This is a genomic window from Aneurinibacillus uraniidurans (assembly GCF_028471905.1).
Lineage (GTDB): Bacteria > Bacillota > Bacilli > Aneurinibacillales > Aneurinibacillaceae > Aneurinibacillus > Aneurinibacillus uraniidurans.
On record NZ_CP116902.1, the window covers coordinates 1,789,017 to 1,804,491 of the forward strand.

Annotated in this window: 16 protein-coding genes; 11 read left to right on the top strand and 5 right to left on the bottom strand. The window is 46.5% G+C overall.

Translation table 11 applies throughout. From position 1 onward, the window contains the following. Window positions 1-237 precede the first annotated feature (237 nt). The 8 genes from PO771_RS08985 (at window position 238) to PO771_RS09020 (ending at window position 6,776) form a co-directional block, all read left to right on the top strand. Entirely contained in the window at window positions 238-1,149 is a 912-nt protein-coding gene (locus tag PO771_RS08985) for a catechol 2,3-dioxygenase (protein WP_272562931.1), read from the top strand. A 101-nt stretch (window positions 1,150-1,250) separates the two neighbouring features. After that, window positions 1,251-1,529, top strand: a complete 279-nt coding sequence (locus tag PO771_RS08990) for a 2Fe-2S iron-sulfur cluster-binding protein (protein WP_272562932.1) — start codon at window positions 1,251-1,253, stop codon at window positions 1,527-1,529. Between the two features lie 31 nt (window positions 1,530-1,560). Continuing rightward, window positions 1,561-2,346 carry a 2-keto-4-pentenoate hydratase gene (locus tag PO771_RS08995; protein ID WP_272562933.1) on the top strand — a complete coding sequence of 262 codons (786 nt, stop codon included), beginning with the start codon at window positions 1,561-1,563 and terminating at the stop codon, window positions 2,344-2,346. A 24-nt stretch (window positions 2,347-2,370) separates the two neighbouring features. Continuing rightward, window positions 2,371-3,270, top strand: coding sequence for an acetaldehyde dehydrogenase (acetylating) (locus PO771_RS09000; RefSeq protein ID WP_272562934.1), 900 nt, complete (start codon window positions 2,371-2,373; stop codon window positions 3,268-3,270). After that, window positions 3,251-4,285 (top strand): 4-hydroxy-2-oxovalerate aldolase, encoded by a 1,035-nt coding sequence (gene dmpG / locus PO771_RS09005; protein WP_272562935.1) that lies wholly within the window; start codon window positions 3,251-3,253, stop codon window positions 4,283-4,285. Before PO771_RS09000 ends, dmpG begins: the two co-directional genes overlap by 20 nt. Then, window positions 4,285-5,076 carry a 2-keto-4-pentenoate hydratase gene (locus tag PO771_RS09010; RefSeq protein ID WP_272562936.1) on the top strand — a complete coding sequence of 264 codons (792 nt, stop codon included), beginning with the start codon at window positions 4,285-4,287 and terminating at the stop codon, window positions 5,074-5,076. Before dmpG ends, PO771_RS09010 begins: the two co-directional genes overlap by 1 nt. A 10-nt stretch (window positions 5,077-5,086) precedes the next feature. Continuing rightward, window positions 5,087-5,278 (top strand): 4-oxalocrotonate tautomerase, encoded by a 192-nt coding sequence (locus tag PO771_RS09015; RefSeq protein ID WP_272562937.1) that lies wholly within the window; start codon window positions 5,087-5,089, stop codon window positions 5,276-5,278. A 19-nt stretch (window positions 5,279-5,297) separates the two neighbouring features. After that, window positions 5,298-6,776, top strand: a complete 1,479-nt coding sequence (locus PO771_RS09020) for an aldehyde dehydrogenase (protein WP_272562938.1) — start codon at window positions 5,298-5,300, stop codon at window positions 6,774-6,776. Between the two features lie 65 nt (window positions 6,777-6,841). Here the strand turns inward: PO771_RS09020 and PO771_RS09025 are convergent, their stop codons facing one another. Genes PO771_RS09025 through PO771_RS09035 form a run of 3 tightly spaced genes read right to left on the bottom strand, consistent with a single transcriptional unit; the run spans window position 6,842 to window position 10,600 of the window. Continuing rightward, complete coding sequence (locus tag PO771_RS09025; RefSeq protein WP_272562939.1) at window positions 6,842-7,978, bottom strand: Ger(x)C family spore germination protein; 1,137 nt, start codon at window positions 7,976-7,978, stop codon at window positions 6,842-6,844. After that, window positions 7,962-9,065 (bottom strand): GerAB/ArcD/ProY family transporter, encoded by a 1,104-nt coding sequence (locus PO771_RS09030; RefSeq protein WP_272562940.1) that lies wholly within the window; start codon window positions 9,063-9,065, stop codon window positions 7,962-7,964. The genes PO771_RS09025 and PO771_RS09030 overlap by 17 nt, the downstream gene beginning before the upstream one ends. Then, complete coding sequence (locus tag PO771_RS09035) at window positions 9,062-10,600, bottom strand: spore germination protein (RefSeq protein ID WP_272562941.1); 1,539 nt, start codon at window positions 10,598-10,600, stop codon at window positions 9,062-9,064. Before PO771_RS09035 ends, PO771_RS09030 begins: the two co-directional genes overlap by 4 nt. A gap of 194 nt (window positions 10,601-10,794) precedes the next feature. Between PO771_RS09035 and PO771_RS09040 the strand changes: the two genes are divergently transcribed. Beyond that, window positions 10,795-11,355 (top strand): FAD-dependent oxidoreductase, encoded by a 561-nt coding sequence (locus PO771_RS09040; RefSeq protein ID WP_272562942.1) that lies wholly within the window; start codon window positions 10,795-10,797, stop codon window positions 11,353-11,355. A 58-nt stretch (window positions 11,356-11,413) separates the two neighbouring features. Then, window positions 11,414-12,436 carry an NADH:flavin oxidoreductase/NADH oxidase gene (locus PO771_RS09045; protein WP_272562943.1) on the top strand — a complete coding sequence of 341 codons (1,023 nt, stop codon included), beginning with the start codon at window positions 11,414-11,416 and terminating at the stop codon, window positions 12,434-12,436. A gap of 61 nt (window positions 12,437-12,497) precedes the next feature. On the opposite strand, the gene PO771_RS09050 is transcribed toward PO771_RS09045, so the two are convergent. Next, a complete protein-coding gene (locus tag PO771_RS09050) occupies window positions 12,498-12,842 on the bottom strand; it encodes a rhodanese-like domain-containing protein (protein ID WP_272562944.1) in 345 nt (114 codons plus the stop codon). A 23-nt stretch (window positions 12,843-12,865) separates the two neighbouring features. Continuing rightward, window positions 12,866-13,780: a LysR family transcriptional regulator gene (locus PO771_RS09055; protein ID WP_272562946.1), complete on the bottom strand. Its 915-nt coding sequence runs from the start codon at window positions 13,778-13,780 to the stop codon at window positions 12,866-12,868. Window positions 13,781-13,925: 145 nt separating this feature from the next. Between PO771_RS09055 and hpaB the strand changes: the two genes are divergently transcribed. Further along, window positions 13,926-15,401 (top strand): 4-hydroxyphenylacetate 3-monooxygenase, oxygenase component, encoded by a 1,476-nt coding sequence (hpaB, locus tag PO771_RS09060; protein WP_272562947.1) that lies wholly within the window; start codon window positions 13,926-13,928, stop codon window positions 15,399-15,401. Window positions 15,402-15,475 lie beyond the last annotated feature (74 nt).

Below are 15,475 nucleotides of genomic sequence, written 5' to 3' on the forward strand. Positions count from 1 at the left end.
AGCGGGCTATTTTCTTTCACCAATTTGCAATATAGGTGTGTTTGTAGCCGAATCGTACGAATTGGCGCGAAGGAATTTGTACGATTCATTGCAACCGGTTTCATTTAGAAATCACAGGAATTTTCAACCTTCACTGTTGTATTCAGAAAAGACAGAATTAACTATCATTTTACTAACAGCTGTACAGGCTGGGTGATGAGAATATTTATAAGATAGCTTATCAAAGGAGGAAGTTGAATGGCTATTATGCGTCTCGGTCGCGTACAAATTCGTGTACCAAATTGGGAGAAGTCAATCTTTTATTATAAAAATGTACTTGGGTTAATTGAAACCGCTCGCGATGAAAATCACGTGTATTTAAAAGCATGGGATGAGCATGATCACCATAGCGTAATTCTGCAAAAAGCAGATACGGCAGGCTTAGATCACCTGGCGTTCAAGTGTGAATTTGCCCAAGACCTCGACATGTACGAACAGAAGCTAAGTGACTACGGCATTGCTGTGCAGCGAGTTCCAAAAGGCACGCGTATCGCAGAAGGCGAAGCGATTCGCTTCCAGCTTCCGACGGAGCATTGGGTGGAACTCTATCATGAAATTGAAGTGGTAGGCAACGGGATGTCGCTTGTGAATCCAGATCCGTGGCCGGACCATCTGGTTGGAATCGCACCGCCACGCCTCGATCACCTGCTGGTGACAGGCGATGATATTGAAGGAGTAAGCCGCTTGTTTATGGACGTATTTGATTTCAAAATGAGCGAGCAGCTTGTGGACCATAGCGGAGAAGGGCAGCTTGCAACGTGGCTATTCAAAACGAATACGGCGCATGACATCGCATTTGTGAAAGGACCGAATGGGCGTCTGCATCACATCGCTTTCTGGCTGGATGAATGGGTCGAACTGCGCAAGGCGGCAGATATCATGGCGAAAAACGATGTAGCGATTGATATCGGACCGACTCGCCATGGCATTACGCGAGGGACGACAATCTACTTCTTTGATCCGTCTGGCAACCGTAATGAAGTGTTCTGCGGTGGCTATATCACGTATCCGGATTCTCCAACGATTACATGGACGGAAGATACGATTGGCAAAGCGATTTTCTATTTCGAGCGCGAGCTGAATGATCGATTCATGAATGTGAATTCGTAAAGCTCAAAACCGTTAAGACGGGGGAAAGAGGAGAGCGAATTCTCCTCTTTTTCTCTTCATTATATTAAGTGATCTATTTTGAGAGAAGCGGAGGTTGAGTCATGAATACATATAACATGTATGTACGTGGTCAGGACAAGGAAATCAAAGCTTCTGCACAGCGGACGCTGCTCGACGCTGCTGCCGCTGCCCGGTTGCCGCTGCTTGTCGGTTGCAAAGGTGGCGGATGCGGGGTATGTAAAGTCCGAGTTGTCGATGGCACAATCGAACATGGTTTTTATTCGAAATCCGTACTTACCGATGAAGAAAGATCTGTCGGATACGTGCTCGCATGCCAGGCAAAACCGTTATCAGATGTGACAATTGACTTGTGCAAATAAAGCAATGGACAGATAAGGAGGAAGAAGCAGCATGATAGCGACAGAAAAACATAGGGAGCTTGCATCCCAACTGTATCGCGCTGATCAGGAGCGTACCCCGATTTCCCCGCTGACAGAAGCGTACCCGGATTTAAGCGCGGAAGATGCGTACTTGATTCAATTGGAGTGGGTACGCTTGCAGCAGCAGGCAGGCCATCGCATTGTCGGCAAGAAAATCGGCCTCACATCAAAGCCGATGCAGCAGATGATGGGGGTGAACGAACCGGATTACGGACACTTGTTTGATCACATGGTGTTGTCGGATCAGGATGTAATGCAAGCGGCAGAATTACTTCAACCGAGAATTGAGGCGGAAGTAGCCTTTATTTTAAAGCATGATTTGAAGGGGCCGGGTGTTACCGTAGCGGATGTCCTCAGTGCTACAGACTACGTCGTCCCTTCAATTGAAATTATCGACAGCCGCATTAGTGATTGGAAAATCAAGCTTCCAGATACGATTGCGGATAATGGCTCATCGGCACGCGTCGTACTTGGCAGCAAGCCTATGCCAGTGGACGGTCTTGATCTGCAGCTGATGGGGATGGTGCTGGAGAAAAACGGTCAGCAGATCAGCACAGGGGCAGGTGCCGCAGCGCTTGGTCATCCAGCCTATGCGATTGCGTGGTTGGCCAATAAACTGGCTGCATATGATATCGGTCTGCATGCCGGAGAAATTATTTTGCCAGGGGCCGTTGCCAAAGCTGTGCCCGTCGAAAAAGGGGATCACATTACGGTGCGCTTTAGTGAGATTGGCTCCGTATCGGTTACATTCGGATAAGTGGAAGAGAAGGAGAGATACACAGTGGCAAAATTAAAAGCAGCGATTATTGGTTCAGGTAATATCGGGACCGATCTGATGTATAAACTGGAGCGCAGTGACGTACTTGAACTGACAGCCGTGATCGGGATTGACCCGGAATCGGATGGACTGACGCGTGCGGCAGAACGTGGGTATTTGACATTTGCGAATGGGATTACGGCTCTCGAGGAAAATCCGGATCTGGCTGATGTTGTATTTGATGCGACATCGGCGAAAGCGCATGTACGCCACGCCAAAACATTGCGAGAGCTAGGCAAGCTGGCGATTGACTTAACACCAGCTGCTCGCGGACCGTTTCTCTGCCCGGTTGTGAATCTTGGCAGCAATCTTGATGCGGATAACGTGAACTTGATTACGTGCGGAGGGCAGGCGACCATTCCGATGGTGCATGCCATTAATCGCGTGGCAGACGTTTCATACGGAGAGATTGTTGCAACTGTGTCGAGCAAAAGCGCTGGTCCTGGTACGCGGGCCAATATTGATGAGTTTACGATTACAACGCGCCGTGGCATTGAGGAAGTAGGCGGCGCCGATCAAGGTAAGGCGATTATTATTTTAAATCCGGCTGAGCCGCCGATTTTGATGCGGGATACGGTGCATTGTGAAGTGAAAAACATGGACGAGGAGAAAATTCGCGCCTCGATTCATGACATGGTCGCCGATGTTCAATCGTACGTGCCAGGCTATCGCTTGAAGCAGGAACCGTTATTTGATGGAAACCGTGTTACGGTATTTCTGGAAGTGGAAGGCGCAGGCGACTATTTCCCGCCGTATGCCGGTAACCTTGATATTATGACAGCGGCAGCGGTGCGTGTGGCAGAAGACTTTGCACGTCACAAGCTTGCGACGGAAGGAGAACGTTATGAAGCGAAACAGCAATAAACCGATTCGGATTACAGAAGTGTGCCTGCGTGATGGCAGTCATAGCGTTGCCCATCAGTTCACCGAAGAGCAAGTGCGCTCGGTCGTGCGTGCTTTAGATGACGCAGGGATGCATTATATTGAAGTCTCACACGGAGATGGCCTGGGCGGCTCCACGCTGCAATATGGGCGCTCGCTTGTCGATGAGATGAAGCTGATTGAAGCGGCTGTATCAGAATGTACAACCTCTAAAATTGCCGTGCTGCAATTGCCGGGCATTGGAACCGTACACGAATTAAAGCAAGCGAATGCACTTGGTGCGAAGCTTGTACGTGTCGCCACACATGTGACGGAGGCAGATGTATCAGCGCAGCATATTAACATCGCCCGCGAACTTGGCATGGAGACACTCGGCTTTTTGATGATGGTACATACCGCCACACCGGAAAAGCTGCTTGAACAGGCGAAGCTCATGGAGAGCTACGGGGCGGAAGCGGTGTATGTGACTGATTCTGCCGGTGCCTTATTGCCAGATGATGTACGGGAGCGAGTACGTTTGCTGCGGCAGGAATTATCATGTGAAATCGGCTTCCACGCCCATAATAATTTATCACTTGCGGTTGCGAATACGCTTGCTGCTATTGAAGAAGGAGCAACACGCATTGATGGCAGTGTGCGCTGTCTCGGTGCGGGAGCGGGCAATACGCAGACAGAAGTATTAATCGCGGTACTGGCGCGTCTGGGATTGGATACAGGCATTGATTTGTATAAAATGATGGATTTGGCGGAAGATGTAGTTGGCCCGATCTTACCGCGCTCGCAAGAAATTCGCAAAGGCAGTCTTGTGATGGGATATGCCGGTGTGTATTCAAGTTTCTTGCTTCATGCCGAGCGTGCTGCGCAGCGCTTTGGCCTGGATGCACGTGATATTCTTGTCGAGCTTGGTCGTCGCAAAACGATCGGGGGACAGGAAGATATGATTATTGATGTGGCAGCAGAGATGGCGAAACAGCGGAAACAGGAGGTCGTTCAATAATGAGTTTGACACCGGAGCAGCTTGAACATTGTGTCGATATTGTCGAAGGTGGAGAAGCAGAGCGGAAAGAAATTGAGCGTCTGACAGCACAATATCCTGATTTGACGATGGAAGAAGCGTATGACATTCAACAGCGCCTCATCGCCCGGAAACAGGAACGGGGCCAGCGCGTGCTAGGCCGCAAGCTCGGCTTAACAAGTCGTGCGAAGCAGCAAATGATGGGGGTTCATGAGCCAACATACGGCACACTTGTAGATTATATGCTGATTAACGAGGGCGAGGCGGTTCGTTATTCGGAACTGATTCATCCGAAAGCAGAGCCGGAAATCGCATTTTATTTAAAAGAAGACCTAGAAGGACCAGCGGTGACAGGGGCACAAGTGCTTGCTGCAACTGAATACGTGTTCCCTGCGCTTGAAGTGATTGACAGCCGGTACTTGAATTTTAAATTTACACTGGTTGATGTAATCGCAGACAACTCATCGTCTGCCCGCTATGTGCTCGGGGGTAAGCCGAGCCGCGTGACGGATCTGGATCTGAGCTTGATGGGGATGGTGCTGTATAAGAACGGAGAAATTGTCGACACAGCAGCAGGTGCAGCTGTCCTTGGCCATCCGGCAACAGCGGTTGCCTGGCTCGTTCGTAAGCTGCATGAACGAGGGGAAAAGCTGCATAAAGGCGATGTTGTCCTGAGCGGTGCATTAACCGGAGCGATTGATTTTCATCCGGGGGATATCGTACAGGCGCATTTTGAAAAGCTTGGCAGCGTAACGCTGACGTGCAAGGAGTAGGAGGAAACGTATGCCACTGATTCAAATTCATATTGTAGAAGGGCGCTCTGATGAGATGAAGCGCGCGTTAATGAAAAATGTAGCAGAGGTTGTGTCTGAAACGCTCGGCTCTCCGAAAGAAGCGATTCGGATTATGATTAATGAAATGCCGAAAAACCACTGGGGCATTGGTGGGGTACCAATGTCTGATCTCAAAAAATAAAAATAGCGGAGGAGAACATATGCCACAGACAAAAGTAGACGTGCGTGAAGTGAAGCTGTATATTAACGGACAGTATGTGGATGCGACATCGAACCGTTTGTTCGATGTGCATGACCCATCGACAGGGGAGTTGGTTGCCCGTGTTCATGAAGCGAGCGAAGCAGACGTACATGATGCGGTCATGGCAGCACGCCGCGCATTTGAAGAGAGTGAATGGCGGACAATGTCGGTTAAGCAGCGCTGTGCACTTGTGCGCCGCATGGGCGATATTATGATCGAACGCAAGGAAGAATTAGCTCGTCTTGAAGCGCTCGATGTAGGCAAACCATATCGGGATGCGCTTGAACACGAAATTCCACGTGCGGCGAATAATATGAAGTTTTTTGCTGATTTTATTGAACAGCACGGTTCAGAAGCGTTTCCAGTAGATGATCAATTTCTGAACTATACACTGTATGAGCCAGTCGGGGTAGCCGGATTGATCACGCCGTGGAATCTGCCGTTTATGCTGACAACATGGAAGCTTGGTCCATGTCTGGCGACAGGGAATACAGCCGTTATTAAACCAGCGGAATTAACGCCGCTTACGGTAAGTTTGCTTGGCGAAATTGCCAAAGAAGCCGGGATTCCAGACGGGGTTGTGAATGTCGTGCAAGGGTTCGGTCCAAAGTCAGCGGGCGAGTTCATGACGACGCACCCGGAGATTGATCTGATTACGTTCACAGGTGAGACAGCGACGGGTAAAGCGATCATGAAAGCGGGATCGGATACGTTGAAGCGTGTATCTTTTGAGATGGGCGGCAAAGCAGCGAATATCGTATTTGCGGATGCCGATCTTGATCAAGCTGTATCGACCTCCATTCGTGCGGCATTTATGAATGCAGGGCAAGTATGTCTGGCAGGTTCGCGCTTGCTTGTACAGCGCGAGATTTATAATACATTCGTTGATAAGCTCGTAGAAGCAGCCAGTCGTCTGAAAATCGGTGATCCGCAAGATCCGACGACAAATTTGGGACCGCTAATTGGGGAAGAGCATTATCGCAAAGTAACCGGATATTTGGAAGTGGCCGCACAGGACGGGGCAGTGCTTGCATATGGTGGCAGACGTCCTGAACTGCCGGAACACTTACAGAACGGCTACTATTTGGAGCCGACAATTTATACGCATGTAAACAATCAAATGCGTGTCTGCCGGGAAGAAATTTTCGGGCCGGTCGTTGTAGTTGTGCCGTTCGATACGGAAGAAGAAGCGATTCAAATCGCGAATGATACGGAATACGGACTGAATGGCATGGTATGGACACGCGATGTGAAGCGAGCACACCGTGTAGCGGCGAAAATTCGGGCCGGTACGATCTGGGTGAATTGCTGGTTCGTGCGCGACTTACGTGCTCCATTCGGCGGCTTCAAAAAGAGCGGCATTGGTCGAGAAGGCGGCAAGTTCAGCCTTGAATTTTTCACAGAAGCAAAAAATGTGTGTGTAAGTCTGGTTGAATAGCGTTTCACGTATAGAAGTGGCAGGCTGTCGAGAAGATCTCGACAGCTTTTTACGTTTTATAGTTTCTACTCGATTACGCCATTTTTTTGGATTTTTACTACGGGTATGATCGATACGTTTGCCTTTGAGAACTCCAGGGGCCAGTGCTCCTCAACCTTTTTCCATTCTGGATATAAGTAAGCGCGTACATGCCATCCGAATCCAAAGGGATCAAGTTGTTTTTTTTGTATTTTTCTAACTAGACTATTCAGCTCCTTTGTGAATTGCTTGGTAAGGATCGCTTCAAGCTGCTCCTTATTTTTGTCTAAATTCATATCGAATGTACGTTCCGTTAAATCAACATTCATCTCTAGCTGTACCATAAAAGAAAAATGATTATGCTCATGAGTAACCGAAATCTTACGCTTGACTTTATAAACATCAACGGATATAAAATCTGTCCCTTTTTTGTTTTGCAGCGGGTTTGGAGTTTTAAAAGAAAAAGAGGGCATACGCATCGTAAAAGATACCGGCGGATGTTCACTTTTTTGCAGCATGAGAAGGAGTGCGCTTTCATGACGATTGAGTGACAGCTTATAAATTCCTCCATTATCTAAAAGAGCGGAGCCGGTTATTGTAAGTGCCTTTGGTCCCGTCTTGATTTCGGTGATGAAGGGAGTAATCCCTTTATCGAACGCTAGTTTATGGAAGTGTTGTGCGGTAACAAAAACTCCTTGGTTGGAATCTCTTCCTACATCGATTACGTTTTTTATGTACATAGGCAGGATTGGCTTATCGTTAAATTTACTGTTCATTAGCGGAGCGATGGGTCCTTTTACAACAACCAGGCACGTATTCCCGGAGTTTTTTGGATCCCGATAGATACTGTCAATCAAAGCCATAATCCCTTGTTTTCTCAATAAGTGCTCGCTAAACATAATGACTTGTACTTTTCCAGTCGTGATCGTTCCGTTCATCATACTATCAAATACTTGTCTAGCTTGTCTGTTGGTAGTTACTTTTGCGCTGTGGACTTCATATTTGTTCTTTGCCTCTTTATTGAAAACAGGGTTCAGCTGGTAGACCGTTAATTTCCCTTTTTCATCTATATCCAACGCGTATACTAACGATAAGGTTGTTTCCTCCACACTAAGTCGGTCTCCGCAACCTGAGAGAAATAGTAAGCAAAAACAGAGTAGAATAAACTTAGCTTGTTTTTTCACGAGATTTTCCTCTCCTCCAGTATGTATACACCGTCACATATAAAAAGAATAGAACAGGAAATGTATACCCAACAATGTAATCTGCGATACCCCACCATTGCTTTAGGATTCCAAGTTCTTCATAAGAAAGCGTGAATACAGCAGATAAAATTACAATAAATGGTAATATGAGATAAGGGATTTTCCACTTTGGTTTATTGAAAAGCTGGCGAAGACTATCTATGGCAAAAAAGAAGTAAGATATAAATGCAGCAGAGAAAAGAAAAATATAAAACGATAAAAAGATAATTTCCAATCGTTCAAGGAATGGAAATTTGATGGGCTTTACAAGTGTAAGTGTCGGCCATAAAAATTGTGTGATTTCATCGGGGCTAAAATAAACAAAGCAGCTTAGTGTAATTTGCAAATAGATGATTAATGTAAGCGTATTAGCAATCACCATTCCTTTAACGGCAGCTTGTTTGTTTTTTAGATAGGGATAAAAGAGAACGGCCATCTCAAATCCCAAAAAACCTACAGCTGTTTCTTTTATCCCATAAAAGATTGGAATCCATCCATCTTTTAAAATAGGGAGGATATAAAGCAACTGACTGTCCTTAAGGGGGATCAGCAACAAGGCGGGCAAAAAAAGTGTGAAGAAAAAAACAAAGACAGCATAGCGTGCTAAAACGTTTACACCTCCGCGAAAAAGAGGAAAAGCACTACACATAAAGAGTGCTGCTATAACATAGCGAGGCATATGGGGTAAAATCCATTCCTGAAGGAGAAATAATGTGATGAATAGAATGGAGATGCCAGAAAACATAGCGTAGAATATCCATACGATCATGATCGCTTTCCCTAGTATCTTTCCTGTGTAACGGATTAAGATTTCCTGAAAAGTTTCCCCAGGGTATTTGGACATGAAGGAAACCACACATAGGCCAACGATAATGGACAAAATCCATCCAAGGACAATCGAAATCCACCCGTCTGTTCCTGCGATTTTCGCTAAGGATGAAGGAAGGGTTAATATACTGGTAGCTACCTCGACTCCATGGATGGCGAGGACATACTGCATAAAGCTTATTTCTTTGAATGTATTCATGGGTCCTCCTTATGGTTTTGCGCGCGTCCTTGCCGGTTTGTTTGTTTAGGACGAATGGATAGAGGGCGCTTTTTCATCATCCAGATCGGTACGCGAAGAAACGTATCTTTTATGTCTGATAGGCTCGAAAATGAAAGGAAGTTCATGTAGGGACTTCCTAATGACTTTAAAGACAGCAAATGTCCGATCAGTAACATCATTCCTGAAATGATGCCGATCATCCCGAATATAGAAGCGAGAACCATCATAGGGAAGCGAAGAATTCGGATTCCAGCTGACATATCTAGATTCGGAATGATAAAAGAAGCGATGGCAGTCACAGCTACTACGATTACCATGATATTACTGACAAGCCCGGCTTGCACGGCAGCTTGTCCAATTACGATACCCCCAACCACACCGATCGTTTGTCCGATAGGTGCAGGGAGGCGAATGCCGGCTTCACGAAGCATCTCTAGAGTTAGTTCCATCAGCAGCGCTTCAATAAGGGGCGGGAAAGGAACCCTTTCGCGTGATTCTGCAATGGATAAGAGCAGCTTAAGCGGAATAATTTCATAATGAAAAGAAACCATAGCGATATAAAATGCAGGCGCAAAAATCGCAATGAAAGCTCCAATAAAACGGAGCAGGCGAATAAAGGAGGCGACAATCCACCGGATGTTATAATCGTCAACCGTTTGAAAGAAAGCAGAAAAAGACATAGGTCCAATCAGAACCCCTGGCGAGCGATCTACAATAGTGGCGATTCGTCCCTGTAGAATATGCGAGGCTGCTGTATCAGGGCGTTCTGTAACGAAAAATTGAGGAAAAGGTGTATAGGCATGATCTTCAATAAATCCTTCTAGCTCACCCGTGTTAAGAATCGTATCGACCTTGATTTGGGCAATTCGCTTTTGCATTTCTTGAAGAAAATCTTGATTTACAACATCCTGGAGATAAAGGAGTGAGACGGTTGACTTGCCCCGTTCACCGACTGTACATTTGATAACTTTTAATTCTCGAGTAGGGATATAACGACGAATCATCGAGATATTTTGACTGGCTGTTTCGGTGAAACCTTGATGCGAACTTTTAATCGATGATTCTACTTGCGGTTCCTGGATGGCACGCTGCGGCCAATTTTGTGTTTCGAAACCGAATGCAAAAGAACATCCGTCAATAAACAGGATACTTTTTCCACCGAGAAGGTTCTGTTCAATCTCAGACCACTGCTCCATTTTTTTGATGGGGCTCATAGAGAGTGTTAATTCTAGGGGACCTTCTTGTTCCCACTTTTTATAGAGGAGTGGCGGAAGGATGTCTTTATTAATCATGTTCCGATCTACTAAGCCATCTATATAAAAAAGGGCGGCCTTTTTTTGTGTTTGTAATAAGAATGTATGGGAAGTAAGATCCGGCATATTACTAAAAAACCTAGTTAGGTCCTGCATATTAACAGAGAGTGAAGAATCAATCTTGCTGTGTAAGAGAGCAGTCGCTTCATTTTGTGTAGAAATTGAGTTCTTTCCTCTGATCCAATTGGTGAAAAAAGTCATGTTGTTTCTCTTGCTCCCTTTTTATTTTTATTTAGTATGTGTAGCGTAGATAAGAAGATACACTTTAACTTTTCGAATCTATATAAAGTGTGGCGTAAAAATAAAAAGGAAAGTCGGCAGGAAATAGCGAATGATTTATAATAGATAATAACCAAGTATGCCGATTTGTATTTTATTTTGAGGAGGACGTAAGTATGTATGATATTCTCGTAATCGGAGCCGGACCAGCCGGTGCAAGCGCTGCTCTTATCGCGGCAAAGTCAGGCAAGAAAACGCTACTTCTGGACAGCAATCAAAGTATTACTAAAAAAGCGTGGATCGAAAATCATTACGGTGTAAAAGAGATTACAGGACCTGCTCTTGTTGAACTCGGACAGGAACAGGCGAAAAAGTTTGGTGCTGAGCTTGTGCAAACAAAAGTAGAGAACATCGAAAAATCGAGTGAAGGACTGCGGATCGACACCGAAAACGGTTCATTTGAAGCTCGCCATGTCATTCTTGCAACCGGTCTTTTCACTGATTTGGCAGAAAAAATCGGTGTTCAAACAAAAGCGGGTACCGAACCGCGTGTTAAAACAATTGTTGATGTCGATGCTTCTGGAAAGACAAGTGTAGAAGGGATCTGGGCTGCGGGAGGTATTGCGGGGAAAAGTTTGCATACGATTATTGTCGCAGGCGATGGTGCGAATGTTGCCATTAATATTATTAGTGAGTTGAATGGCGAGCGATATGTCGACCATGATGTGTTGAAATAATTCGAGGTGATCCTTCGTATTATTGGGGAAGCAATGTCTAAAAAGGGGTAGAGAGCAGATGACAACCTTATTTTCTCCATTCGCAAGTAAAGATTTACACGTGAAAAATCGTATCGTTCTACCACCGATGTGCCAGTATGAAGTACATAAAAAAGACGGGGTTCCGACAGACTGGCATTTTGTGCATTATGTCAGCCGGGCTGTTGGTGGCTTTGGCCTGATTATTTTGGAGATGACGGCAGTCGAGCCGGATGGTCGGATCACAAATCGCGATCTTGGCTTGTGGTCGGATGAGCACATTCCAGCATATAAAAGAATCGTGAATAAGCTGCATGAATACGGTGCAAAAGCGGCGATTCAGCTTGGACATGCCGGAAGAAAAGCGACCGATGCTGCGATTCCGGTTGCTCCGTCGGCGATTCCGTTCGATCAGGCATCAAAAGTGCCGCATGCATTAACAATGGAAGAAATCGAGCAGCAGATTGCCTATTTCCAACAAGCAGCGCTGCGTGCTGTGCAGGCGGGCTTCGACACGATTGAGATTCATGGTGCACATGGCTACTTGCTGCACCAATTTCACTCTCCACTCACTAATCAGCGGTCGGATGAGTACGGCCGCGATTTGACCCGATTCGGTGTAAAAGTTGTTGAGGCTGTTAAGAAAGTTATTCCAGAATCGATGCCGCTGATTATGCGTGTGTCGGCACAGGAGTATGTCGAGGGTGGATACGACGTTTCGTATGCGATTGACATTTGCCGTGCTTACAAAGAAGCGGGCATTGATATTTTTCACATTACATCTGGCGGGGAAGGCCCGATCGGTTCTGGTGGTAGACCGGGAGTGGAAGCAGGGTATCAAGTTCCACTCGCCCAGGCGGTGAAAGAGGCGCTTGCAGTACCTGTAATTGCCGTCGGAAAGCTGGAAAATCCGACAGATGCGGCCCGTGTTGTGGAGAGTGGGCAGGCAGATTTTGTGGCAATTGGTCGCGGGGCGCTGCGCAATCCTTTCTGGGCGCTTCATGTAGCACAGGCCGAAGGGAATAAAGAAGTCATTCCGGCTGCGTATCAACGAGCATTTTAAAAAGAAAAAACATCCCGTATCCACCCTGATGCATAGCGATCGGATACGGGATGTTTTTTGTTTATTTTTTACTTTCGACACACTCGTTCCAGGCGGTCATTCCGCCTTCAAGTGAGATCGCGTTTCGTCCACGTTCCTGCAGTAGCTGCGCAGCTTTTCCAGCTTTATTGCCGGTTGTACAGACAGTAATAATCTGTACGTCCTGCGGCAGACGATCAACTCGATCAAGGGCTTCCTTATCGTTGTCTCGCATGGCGACATAGGCAATATTATGAGTTTCTCGCCCCTCTACGTGCAGACTGCCTGCCTCGTATTTTTCCACATCCCGCACATCGAGAAACAGAACAGGCTTTCCTTCCGTGAGCATGCTCTGTACTTGTTGTGGTGATAGCTTCTCTTGATTCATTATGTATACCCTCCTTTTTTTGTTCATTGTAGCATAGTTTTTTCTACACACCCATTCTTTACATACGAAAACGTATCAAGAAACCGGCGAGCGCTCTGTGACACATATCGGTCACGGAGCCAGATGACCGCTGATTCGGACTGAATGCTAGCATCAATAAGATTCAGAATAGCAAACTCTTGTGCAGACTGTCTGGTCAGTGCGGAAGTGGGAAGTAAGGTGGCACCTACGCCTTCCCGAACGAGCGAGAGCAGCATACTGGCGTTCGGGCATTCGCATACGACATTCGGTTTACACCCGTGCCGTCGGAATTCTTCGATTGTAACCTCATACGTTCCCGTTCCATTAATACGGTGCAAGAGCAGCAGGGGAACTTTCGCTAGGTCGGTTACATGAATGCTCCCATCTGGAAAATCAGCTTCCCATTCTTTGGGCATAACGGCAACGAACGGCTCGGGCGGCAGCGGAATCGAGGCGAACGTTGTCATGTCTACTGGGAGACGTACAAGTGCCAGCTCAATTTTTCGGCCGTGCAAATCTTCGGATAAGCGGAAGGAATCACCTTCCCGTAATTGAAAACGAAGCAGCGGATACTGTTCGCGGAAGTGACGAATGCGCTCGGGCAGGTAGGAAAAACAAGATTGCACACACCCGATTGATAGCACGCCGCTGATTCCTTTACCGACTTGCTGTACTTCGGTTACAGTTTCAGTAAGCTGGTGCAATAGTTGCTCCGCTTTTTCATATAAGACGACTCCCGCCTGTGTAAGCTCCATTTGTCTGCCATTTCGTTCTATCAATTGTACACCAAGCTTCTGTTCGAGAAGCTTGAGCTGCAAGCTTAATGGCGGCTGAGCCATGTGCAGTCTCTTCGCTGCTCGTGTGATTTGTCCTTCCTCTGCGATTGTTACAAAATACCGCAGTTGCTTGATATCCATTTAATCGCTCCCGTCTGCTGATTTCTATACTTTTTTCATATACATAATTAATAAAATCGGTATTTTTCATATAGAGTAGCACATGCTAGTATAATAAATAAAGAAAATTATGTAATTTCAGATAATATATGAGGGGGAATTGTACATGGCGGCACGTACGGGACAGCAGTATTTGGAAGCGCTTACTAAAGCGAATAATGAAGTATGGATTCACGGAGAGCGGGTAGAGAACGTTGCGGAACATCCGGCGTTCCGCAACATTGTGCAGAGCCTGGTGAATCTGTATGATCTTCAGCATGAAAAAGCAGACAAAATGCTTTATACATCACCGACAACGGGCAATCAAGTAGGTCTGTCGTTCATTGAACCAAAGACAAAAGAAGATTTGTTCGCCCGCCGTGAGATGATTACAGAATGGGCTCGCTACTCGGGCGGCATGATGGGGCGTTCCCCGGACTATTTGAATACGAGTGTCATGTCGTTTGGAACAGCTGGTTCTTTCTTTGCCCAGGGTGATCCGCGGTTCGCAGAAAATGCACGCAACTACTATGAATACTGTCGGGAGAATGACATTAGCCTAACGCATACGCTCATTCATCCACAGGTGAATCGCTCGAAAATGCAGTCTGAACAAAAAGACCCGTATCTCTCAGCTCGTATCGTCGAGAAAAACGAGGACGGCATTGTCGTAAATGGCTGCCGCCTTCTAGCAACACTCGGTGGGGTAACAGACGAAATCGTGGTGTTCCCTTCTACATTGAATAAGGCGACATCGCAGGATGATCCGTATGCGTTTGCGTTTGCGATTCCAAACAATACGCCAGGCTTAAAATTCATGTGCCGTGAATCGTTCGATTATGGTCGCAATCAGTGGGATCACCCACTTGGCGCACGCTTCGATGAAAGTGATGCGATTGTCGTATTTGATAATGTATTAGTACCTTGGGATCGTGTGTTTGTGTGTGAAAGCACAGACATTTGTAACCGTACGTACGTCGAGACGAATGCCGTTGTTCATATGACGCATCAAGTTGTCGCGAAAAACATCGCTAAAACAGAATTTACGCTCGGTGTCATCTTGAGCATTATTGATGCAATCGGGATTGAGCAGTTCCAGCACGTGAAAGAAAAAGCATCAGAAGTAATGATCGCGCTTGAGGTGATGCGCTCGCATATGTACCGTGCGGAACATAATGCGGCAATTGATAAATATGGCAATATGACACCGGACTTCGCACCGCTTAATGCGGCACGTAACTGGTATCCGAAAATGTATCAGCGCATTGTAGAAATCATTCGTATCTTAGGTTCCTCCGGTCTGATGGCGATTCCGACAGAGGCTGACTTTGATCATGCCGAGATTGGTCCGCTTATGCACCGTTTCAACCAGGGGGCAAATATTGATGGCTATGATCGCGTACAGTTGTACCGTCTCGCATGGGACATTGCGATTAGCGCATTCGGCAATCGGCAGGCGCTGTATGAGTACTATTTCTTCGGTGATCCGGTTCGCATGTCGAATGTGTATTATGACATGTACAATAAACAGCCGTACAAAGATCTCGTAACAGAGTTCTTGAGCCGTGCCAAAAATCCAAATCATAAATACGCAGGGGTATAACGTGTGAGTGAACGGCAGGCGGACCGGTGAAAGAGCTTTCTTTTCCCGGTCTGTTTGTGCATTTGAAAAAAGGA

Coding starts and splice junctions, on each gene's coding strand:
- PO771_RS09020 (WP_272562938.1), top strand. CDS start 5,298: ATGCCACAGACAAAAGTAGACGTGCGTGAAGTGAAGCTGTATATTAAC.
- PO771_RS08995 (WP_272562933.1), top strand. CDS start 1,561: ATGATAGCGACAGAAAAACATAGGGAGCTTGCATCCCAACTGTATCGC.
- PO771_RS09010 (WP_272562936.1), top strand. CDS start 4,285: ATGAGTTTGACACCGGAGCAGCTTGAACATTGTGTCGATATTGTCGAA.
- PO771_RS09030 (WP_272562940.1), bottom strand. CDS start 9,065: ATGAATACATTCAAAGAAATAAGCTTTATGCAGTATGTCCTCGCCATC.
- PO771_RS09035 (WP_272562941.1), bottom strand. CDS start 10,600: ATGACTTTTTTCACCAATTGGATCAGAGGAAAGAACTCAATTTCTACA.
- PO771_RS09055 (WP_272562946.1), bottom strand. CDS start 13,780: ATGGATATCAAGCAACTGCGGTATTTTGTAACAATCGCAGAGGAAGGA.
- PO771_RS09040 (WP_272562942.1), top strand. CDS start 10,795: ATGTATGATATTCTCGTAATCGGAGCCGGACCAGCCGGTGCAAGCGCT.
- PO771_RS09015 (WP_272562937.1), top strand. CDS start 5,087: ATGCCACTGATTCAAATTCATATTGTAGAAGGGCGCTCTGATGAGATG.
- dmpG (WP_272562935.1), top strand. CDS start 3,251: ATGAAGCGAAACAGCAATAAACCGATTCGGATTACAGAAGTGTGCCTG.
- PO771_RS08990 (WP_272562932.1), top strand. CDS start 1,251: ATGAATACATATAACATGTATGTACGTGGTCAGGACAAGGAAATCAAA.
- PO771_RS08985 (WP_272562931.1), top strand. CDS start 238: ATGGCTATTATGCGTCTCGGTCGCGTACAAATTCGTGTACCAAATTGG.
- PO771_RS09045 (WP_272562943.1), top strand. CDS start 11,414: ATGACAACCTTATTTTCTCCATTCGCAAGTAAAGATTTACACGTGAAA.
- hpaB (WP_272562947.1), top strand. CDS start 13,926: ATGGCGGCACGTACGGGACAGCAGTATTTGGAAGCGCTTACTAAAGCG.
- PO771_RS09050 (WP_272562944.1), bottom strand. CDS start 12,842: ATGAATCAAGAGAAGCTATCACCACAACAAGTACAGAGCATGCTCACG.